8 protein-coding genes are annotated in these 7631 nt (G+C 72.4%); 4 read left to right on the top strand and 4 right to left on the bottom strand.

The window, feature by feature from the left end; translation table 11 throughout:
- Positions 1-564: bifunctional transcriptional activator/DNA repair enzyme AdaA (locus ACOV8S_RS05925; RefSeq protein ID WP_448316480.1), on the bottom strand; the 564-nt coding region annotated here is incomplete at its 3' end.
- A 94-nt stretch (positions 565-658) separates the two neighbouring features.
- Complete coding sequence (locus ACOV8S_RS05920) at positions 659-1906, bottom strand: geranylgeranyl reductase family protein (protein WP_448316478.1); 1248 nt, start codon at positions 1904-1906, stop codon at positions 659-661.
- A gap of 240 nt (positions 1907-2146) precedes the next feature.
- On the opposite strand from ACOV8S_RS05920, the gene ACOV8S_RS05915 reads away from it, so the two are divergent.
- Entirely contained in the window at positions 2147-3577 is a 1431-nt protein-coding gene (locus ACOV8S_RS05915) for an MFS transporter (protein ID WP_448316477.1), read from the top strand.
- A gap of 82 nt (positions 3578-3659) precedes the next feature.
- On the opposite strand, the gene ACOV8S_RS05910 is transcribed toward ACOV8S_RS05915, so the two are convergent.
- On the bottom strand, positions 3660-3908 hold the full coding sequence (locus ACOV8S_RS05910) for a hypothetical protein (RefSeq protein ID WP_448316475.1): 249 nt from the start codon (positions 3906-3908) through the stop codon (positions 3660-3662).
- Positions 3905-5215, bottom strand: coding sequence for a S8 family peptidase (locus tag ACOV8S_RS05905; RefSeq protein ID WP_448316473.1), 1311 nt, complete (start codon positions 5213-5215; stop codon positions 3905-3907). Before ACOV8S_RS05905 ends, ACOV8S_RS05910 begins: the two co-directional genes overlap by 4 nt.
- Before the next feature lie 252 nt (positions 5216-5467).
- Between ACOV8S_RS05905 and ACOV8S_RS05900 the strand changes: the two genes are divergently transcribed.
- From ACOV8S_RS05900 to ACOV8S_RS05890, 3 genes are all read left to right on the top strand, one after another.
- Positions 5468-6250: an MEDS domain-containing protein gene (locus ACOV8S_RS05900; RefSeq protein WP_448316472.1), complete on the top strand. Its 783-nt coding sequence runs from the start codon at positions 5468-5470 to the stop codon at positions 6248-6250.
- A complete protein-coding gene (locus ACOV8S_RS05895; RefSeq protein WP_448316471.1) occupies positions 6247-7200 on the top strand; it encodes an anti-sigma factor RsbA family regulatory protein in 954 nt (317 codons plus the stop codon). The genes ACOV8S_RS05900 and ACOV8S_RS05895 overlap by 4 nt, the downstream gene beginning before the upstream one ends.
- A 124-nt stretch (positions 7201-7324) precedes the next feature.
- A partial coding sequence (locus ACOV8S_RS05890) for an STAS domain-containing protein (RefSeq protein ID WP_448316469.1) occupies positions 7325-7631 on the top strand: 307 nt, incomplete at its 3' end.

Genomic DNA, 7631 nt, shown 5'->3' with positions numbered 1-7631 from the left:
GTCCCGCAGCTGCCCCGGGGTGAGCGCGTACACCTCGCGCACGGTCTCGTTGAAGCTGCGCACCGAGGAGAAGCCGGCGGCGAAGGCGACGTCCGCCATGGTCAGCGCGGTCGTCTCGATCAGCATGCGCGCGGTCTGCGCCCGCTGGGCCCTTGCCAGGGCCAGCGGCCCCGCGCCGAGCGTGGCCAGCAGCTGCCGCTCGATCTGCCGCGTGCTGTACCCGAGCCGGGACGCCAGCCCCGGCACCCCCTCCCGGTCCACCACCCCGTCGGCGATCAGCCGCATGGCCCGCGCGACGACGTCGTCCCGCTCGTTCCATTCCGGCGACCCGGGCGTGGTGTCCGGCCGGCAGCGCTTGCAGGCGCGGAAGCCGGCCTGCTGGCAGGCGGCCGCGCTGGGGTGGAACACCATGTTCTCGGGCTTGGGCGTCATCGCCGGGCAGCTCGGCCGGCAGTAGATTCCGGTGCTGAGCACGGCCGTGTAGAACCACCCGTCGAACCGCGCGTCCCTCGACCGCACGGCCCGCACACAGTGCTCCACGTCCAGATGCATTCCGTTCCGCATGCCTCCAGCATCCGGCATCGAAGGGCCGGAGGCTGGCAGGAATCCGACATGGCCTTCGGCCGGGCGCAGGCCGTGCCCCCGGGCCGCCGCGGGCCTAAGCGAACGGCTTGCGGTGGTCCAGGGAGATCGAGCGGCGGCCCGCCCAGCGCCAGAGGCGGCCCGCGGCGTCGCGGTCCTCGTCGGTCACCAGGTTGCCCATCCACCGCAGCGCGAGCGTCATCAGCAGCTGGGAGCGCATGCCGACCGGGCCGAGGGCGGGGAGCAGGCGGGGCACGGTCACCAGGCCGGCCAGGCGGCGGGCGACGGAGAACGCCTCGCCGTAGTGACCGCGCAGGACCTCGGGCCAGACCGTCGCCAGGTCGTCGTGATCCTCGAGGATCTCGGCGATCAGCCGGCCCGTCTCCAGGCCGTAGTCGATGCCCTCGCCGTTGAGCGGGTTGACGCAGCCGGCCGCGTCGCCGATCAGCGCCCAGTTGGGGCCGGCGACACCGGAGACCGCGCCGCCCATCGGCAGCAGGGCGGAGGTCTGGGCGCGCAGCTCGCCGCGCAGGGCGAAGTCCTCCCGGCACTGTTCGGCGTAGTGGCGCATCAGCGGCTTGATGGCGACGTCGGCGGGCCGCTTGGCGGTGGCGAGGGTGCCGGCGCCCAGGTTCACCTCGCCGTTGCCGAGGGGGAAGATCCACCCGTAGCCGGCGAGGGCCGCGCCCTTCTCGTCGCGCAGCTCGAGGTGGCTGCTGATCCACGGGTCGTCGGAGCGGTCGGAGGCGACGTAGGAGCGGCCCGCCACGCCGTACACGGTGTCGCGGTGCCACTCGCGGCCGAGGGCCTTGCCCAGCGGCGAGCGCACGCCGTCAGCGACGACCAGCCGGCGGCAGAGCACCGTCTCGACCGGAGCGTCGTCCCCCTTGCCGACGCGGAACCGCACGCCGCGCACACGCCCGTCCTCCATCACGGCGTCCAGCGCGCGGACGCCGTCCTGGGCCGCCGCGCCGCTCTTCATGGCCACGGTGCGCAGGTGGTCGTCGAGCTCGGTGCGCGGGACCGCGGAGCCCCAGTCGGGCAGCGAGCCGCCCGGCCAGCGCAGGTGGAGCGTGCGGCCGAAGCCGTGCGCGCGCAGGCCCTGGTTGACGGTGTGGGTGCGCAGCCAGTCCTCCAGCCCGAGCCGGACCAGCTCGGCGACGGCCCGCGGGGTGAGGCCGTCGCCGCAGGTCTTGTCACGGGGGAAGGTCGCGGCGTCGGTGAGCAGCACGTCCTTGCCGGCGCGGGCCAGCCAGGCGGCGGCCGAGGAACCGGCCGGGCCGGCGCCGACGACGAGGACGTCCACGGAGGTCGGGAGAGTCACGGGGTCATCCTCCCATCCCCCTGCGTGACGGCCGAAGGGCCCCGTCGGGGGTGGTGCGGGAGGACTTCCGCAATGTCACCGCACGTCTCATCCAGCGAGACGGCTTTGCCGAACTATGAGACGATCATGAAATGGTCGGAGGGCAGTACGGGGCGCGCCCTTCTTCCGGAATGACGCGTTCCGTCGTGCGGGCCGCCGACACGGCGCCGACGGCCCTCCCCCTCGCGCGAAAGAACGAACATGTCCGCAACACCAGCACCCGCATCCACAGGCTCCGCGCCGGCACCGGCCAACCCGCGCTCGCGCGTCCTCGTGGCCAGCCTCATCGGCACCACGATCGAGTTCTACGACTTCTACATCTACGCCACGGCCGCCGTCCTGGTGTTCCCCGCGCTCTTCTTCCCGAGCGACGACCCCACGACCGCGCTGCTCTCCTCCTTCGCCGTCTTCGGCGCCGCGATGGTGGCCCGTCCGATCGGTGCGATGGTCTTCGGTCACCTCGGCGACCGCCTCGGCCGCAAGGGGACCCTGGTGGCCTCGCTGCTCACCATGGGCATCGCGACCTTCCTGATCGGTGTGCTGCCCACCTACGCGCAGGCCGGCTGGGTCGCCACCGCGCTCCTCGTGGTGATGCGGCTGGCCCAGGGCTTCGCGCTGGGCGGCGAGTGGAGCGGCGCCGCGCTGATCGCCACCGAGAACGCCCCCAAGGGCAAGCGCGCCCTCTTCGGCACCTTCCCGCAGCTGGGCGCCCCGCTGGGCTTCATCATCGGCAACGGCCTGTTCCTCCTCATCGGCGCGCTGCTGCCGTCCGCGGCCGGGGCCGACCCCTCGCAGCCCTCCGAGGCCTTCCTCGACTGGGGCTGGCGGATCCCGTTCCTGTTCTCCGCGGTGATGGTCGCGATCGGCCTGTGGGTGCGGATGCGGCTGGTCGAGGCCCCGGTGTTCACCCGCACCCGCGAGGCCGGCCTGGTCCGCAAGCTGCCGCTGGCCACCGTCTTCCGGGGCCACTGGAAGCAGCTGGTGCTGGGCACCTTCTTCATGCTGGCGACGTACGTCCTCTTCTACCTGATGACGACCTTCTCGCTGAGCTTCGGCCGCACCCCGACGGACGCCGCCGTCCCGGGCCTCGGGTACGGCTACACCACCTTCGTGCTGATGCTGATCTTCGGCGTGCTCTTCTTCGCCGTCTTCACGCTGGTCTCCGGCCCGCTGGCCGACAGGTACGGACGGCGTCGCACGCTGATCGCCGTGACGGCCGGCATCATCGTCTTCGGCCTGGTGTGGGTGCCGCTGATCGGGCTGGGCACCGTCGGCGTGGTGCTGTGGCTGGTGCTGGGCTTCGCGCTGATGGGCATGACCTTCGGCCCCATGGGCGCGCTGCTGCCCGAGCTGTTCCCGACCAGCGTGCGCTACACCGGCTCCGGCATCTCGTACAACGTGAGCTCGATCCTCGGCGCGGCGGTCGCCCCGTTCATCGCCGTCGCCCTGTGGGAGGCCGGTGACGGCTCGCCGTGGCTGGTGGGCGTCTACCTGTCCGTCATGGGCCTGCTGACGCTGGTCGCGCTGCTCCTCGGCAAGGAGACCAAGGACGTCGCCCTGGACGAGGCCGAGGCCCCGGAGGCCGCCGGGGCGGGCGAGGCCGCCCCGGCGGCCGCGTCGACCACGGCCTGACCAGGGTCCGACACCGGTCCGACCCGCACGTCACGACGGCGCCCGCCCCCCTCCCGAGCGGGGGCGGGCGCCGTCGCCGTGGTCACTGCAGGGGCGAGCGGGGATCGGGCAGGGTGACGGTGCGGTCGAGGTCGACCGCCAGCACGCCGTCGACGGCCGCCAGCGCGGGGAGCCGGTCCTCCGCGGCGGTCCCCGACAGCGAGCCGAGCAGCGGCTGTTCGGCCGCCACCCGAAGCCCGGCCCGCCGCAGCGCCTCCACCACCTCCTCGAACCGGTCGGGGTCGACCGCGAGGACGACCCCGACCGTCCTGGGCGGGTCCGGCTCGCTCACGGGACCTGGAGCAGCCCGGCGCCGACGTCCTCGGCGGGCTGCGGCAGCGGATAGGCGCCGGCCAGCATCCGGTCGCGCAGGGCGTCCGCCGCCATCGCGGGGTCCGCCTCGGCGTACAGCGCCAGGGCTCCGGCGACGTGCGGCGTGGCCATGCTGGTGCCCATCAGCGACTGGTAGGAGCCGTCGGGGGCGGCCGAGAAGATGCCGACACCGGGTGCGGCGATGTTCACCTCGCCGCCCTCCCCGTTGATCGCGCCGCAGGAGAAGAACGCGGTGGCCACGTCCTTGTTGAGCGCGGCGACGGCCAGGATCGAGGGGCAGTTTGCGGGCCGCCCGACCGGCCTGACCACTCCGGGGCGCCGGCTCTCGTTCCCGGCGGCGGCGACCATCACGGTGCCCAGGCGCAGGGCGCGCCGGGCGACCTGCTCGTAGGTCTGCGGGAAGAGCTCACCGGGCTCGACGGACGCGCCGAGCGACATGGAGATCACCTTGGCGCCCTGCGACACGGCCCAGGACATCCCGGCGAGGATCTGGCCGTCGGTCCCGGAGCCGCGGTTGCTGAGGACCTTGCCCGCCAGCACCCGGGCGTCGCCTGCGACGCCGTAGCGGGGCGCGTTCGCCGGGTCGGCCGGACCGGCGACGGTGCCGATGCAGTGCGTGCCGTGGCCGTTGCCGTCCTCGACGCTCTCGCCCTCGATGAAGGAGGCGGTCTGCTCCAGGCAGTCGGCGAGGTCCGGGTGGTCGGTGTCCACGCCGGTGTCCAGGACGCAGACCTTGACGTCGCGTCCGGTCAGGGTGGAGAAGTTGGCCCGGATCGCCTGCAGGCCCCAGGTGCAGTTCATCTCGTCCCAGGTGGGCCCGCGGTGGGCGGTCACCTCCGCCCTGGCCTGGCGGGCGACCTGGTCGTCGTCGCTGCGGTAGGCCGGGTAGGAGTGGGTCACCGTGCGTTCCGCCTCGGTGATCATCAGGGCGTACACGTACCGCTCGGGCTCGGCCGCGACGACCGAGGGGCTGGTCTCGGCGGCGGTGACCAGCGCGTGCCGCTGGTCGGGATCGGTGTCGACGACCGCGACGCCGAGGTTGTCGAAGAGCACCGAGGTGTCGGTCGCCGCCAGGACCTCCTTGGCCTCGTCGGGGTCCGCTCCCGACACCGTCTCGACGCTCTGCACGCCGACCGCGGACCGCAGGCCCTCGATGCCCTGCCGCGCCTCGGCCTGGTCCAGCAGGACCACGTACCGACCGGTGTACGTCGGCTCGTCCCGTCGTGCTTCGGCCCGCTCCGGCTGTCCTCCGAAGGGTCCGCTCACAGGCCCGTTCATCGCCTTCTCCACTCTGTGCGCTGTCCGATGTGCGGATGTGCGCCGTTCGTGCGGCAAGGCTCGGGATCGTGTGGGTCCTGGCGGGTCCGCCACGCGACGGCGCGATGCCGTGTTCCGGCTACCGTCGGCCCCTCTTCCACGATCCTCCTGTGCCGGGGACCAGGCAAGGCGCTCCGGGCGGGCCTGCCGTGGGCACGTGCGGACATCAGTAGAGTGATGCCAGGAAACGAGGGAGGAGTAGTGAGAGCGCCGCGCACGCTGACAACGCTGGACGAGGTCGACACAGGTGACCACGTCTGCCAGGTGTTGGATCGCACCGAGGACGTCATCGACCGCAGCAGGGCCTTCGTCGCGGACGGAGCGCTGCACGGTGACAAGGTGCTGATCGTCGGGCCCGGCCTCCAGGGAGGGAGCGAGTTCGCCCAGCTCGTCCTCGACCCGGCCCGGCTGGACGTCTCCCTGCTCGCCGCGGTGCGCCGCGAGGCGGCCACCGCCGGCCGCGAGGGCTTCCGCTCGCTCCGGGTGCTCCACCATGTGCGGCCCGCCTTCCCCACGAAGCCGGCAGGTGAGCTGTTGCGCAGCGAGTTGGAGCTCGAGGAGTTCGCGGCCGACACCGGGGCCATGGTGGTCTGCGCCTACAGCGGCGCGGGCTGGGATCCCTCCACGCTCGACCAGATCGCGTGCGTGCACCCCCACCATCTGGGCAGTCGTCCTGCGTCAACGGCATTCCGGGTGTATCGGGCGGGCCGGAAGGGGTGGGCCGTGGACGGGATCGTCGACAGCGACGGCGCGCTGCTGTTCGGCACCGTCCTGTGCACCCTCCTCGCACGGGCGGCCACGGTGCGCCTGCACTGTCACGCCCTGGAGTTCTTCGACGCCGCAGGGATGAGCGCCCTGGCCGACGCGGCCCGGCACCTTCCGGACCGCAAGGTGGTTCTGGAAGGGGCCAACGAGACCGTGCGACTAGCCTGGAAGCTGTCCGGCTTCGCGGTCCCCGACATTCCGGTGGTGATGGCGCCATGACCGCCTCACTCCAGCAGACCACCACAACGCCGGGCGGCGGGTACCGGCACGAGCTCTACCCGTACGCGGGAGGGGACGAGTTCGTCCAGGGCACCCTGCGGTTCATCGAGGACGCGCTCGAGGGCGGCGAGGCCGTCGTGGTGGCCGTCCCGGAGGACAAGGCGTCCATGCTGCGCGCCGAGATCCGCGAGGACGACGCCGTCCGCTACGTCGACACCAGCCGGGTGGCGCGTCGTCCGGGCCGGCTCATCGACTCCTGGCAGGGATGGATCGAGAAGCACGTCGAGGAGGGACGGCCGGTCCGCGGGATCGGCGAGTCCCCCTGGGACCAGGTCCGCAGTCCCGCCGAGGCCGCGGAGCTGCGTTATCACGAGTGGCTGCTGAACAAGGCATTCGCGAAGGGCCCGGCCTGGTGGCTGCTGTGCCCCTACGACGTCGCCCACGACGAGGGCGGTCTGCAGGACATGGCCAGGTGCCATCCGGAGATGCGCAGGGACGGCAGGACGATGCCCTGCGAGGACTACGACTCCCAGGCGCCCTACGCCTTCGTCCCGCTCACCCACCCGTGCGACCCGTATGAGGAGTTCGCCTACACCAGCGGTGATCTGCCCGCCTTGCGCGGCAAGATCACCGCCTGCGCCGAGGAGCACGGCCTGGGCGGACGGCGGCTGCGTGAGCTGCACCTGGCCGCGACCGAGGTGGCGACCAACAGCATCCGGCACGGCGGCGGCCAGGGGGTGCTGCGCACCTGGAGCGAGGACGATCGCCTCGTGTGCGAGTTCCGGGACACCGGGTACATGGAGAATCCGCTCACGGGGCGGCTGCGGCCGAACGCCCGCCAGATCGGCGGCCGCGGACTGTGGCTCGTCCACCAGCTCACGGACCTGGTGGAGATCCGTTCCTCGCCGCACGAGGGCACCACGGTGCGTCTCCACACCGAACTGCCGTGAGGCTGTGCGCGAACACACGTGGAGAGCCGACGTACACCGGTGGACCGACGGGAACACGGAGCACCGGGCCCCCGCGACGACGCGACGGGGCAAGCCAGAACCAGACGGGAGTACCCGGTACCTGATGCTCACGGTGCGGACGCAGGGCGAGAACACGGCGGTCGTGAAGCTGCCCCGGCAGGTGGACTACGACAACGCCTCGGCCGTCGGCGCGCAGTGCGAGGACCTCGTGAAGCGCGGCTTCACCACCCTGGTCGTGGACGCCTCCGAGATGGAGTACCTCGACTCCTCGGGCATCACCATGCTGATCAGGCTGTCGCGGACGGCGGAGGCCTGCTCCGGCGCACTGCGCCTCGCCGCCTTCAACGACCACTACCAGCAGATATGGCACATGCTCGGCCTCGATGCGCTGTTCCCCCTCTCCCCCACCG

The sequence above is a fragment of the Streptomyces sp. CO7 genome, assembly GCF_053474865.1.
This window is presented reverse-complemented; position numbering and strand designations above follow the sequence as displayed.

Coding starts and splice junctions, on each gene's coding strand:
- ACOV8S_RS05895 (WP_448316471.1), top strand. CDS start 6,247: ATGACCGCCTCACTCCAGCAGACCACCACAACGCCGGGCGGCGGGTAC.
- ACOV8S_RS05915 (WP_448316477.1), top strand. CDS start 2,147: ATGTCCGCAACACCAGCACCCGCATCCACAGGCTCCGCGCCGGCACCG.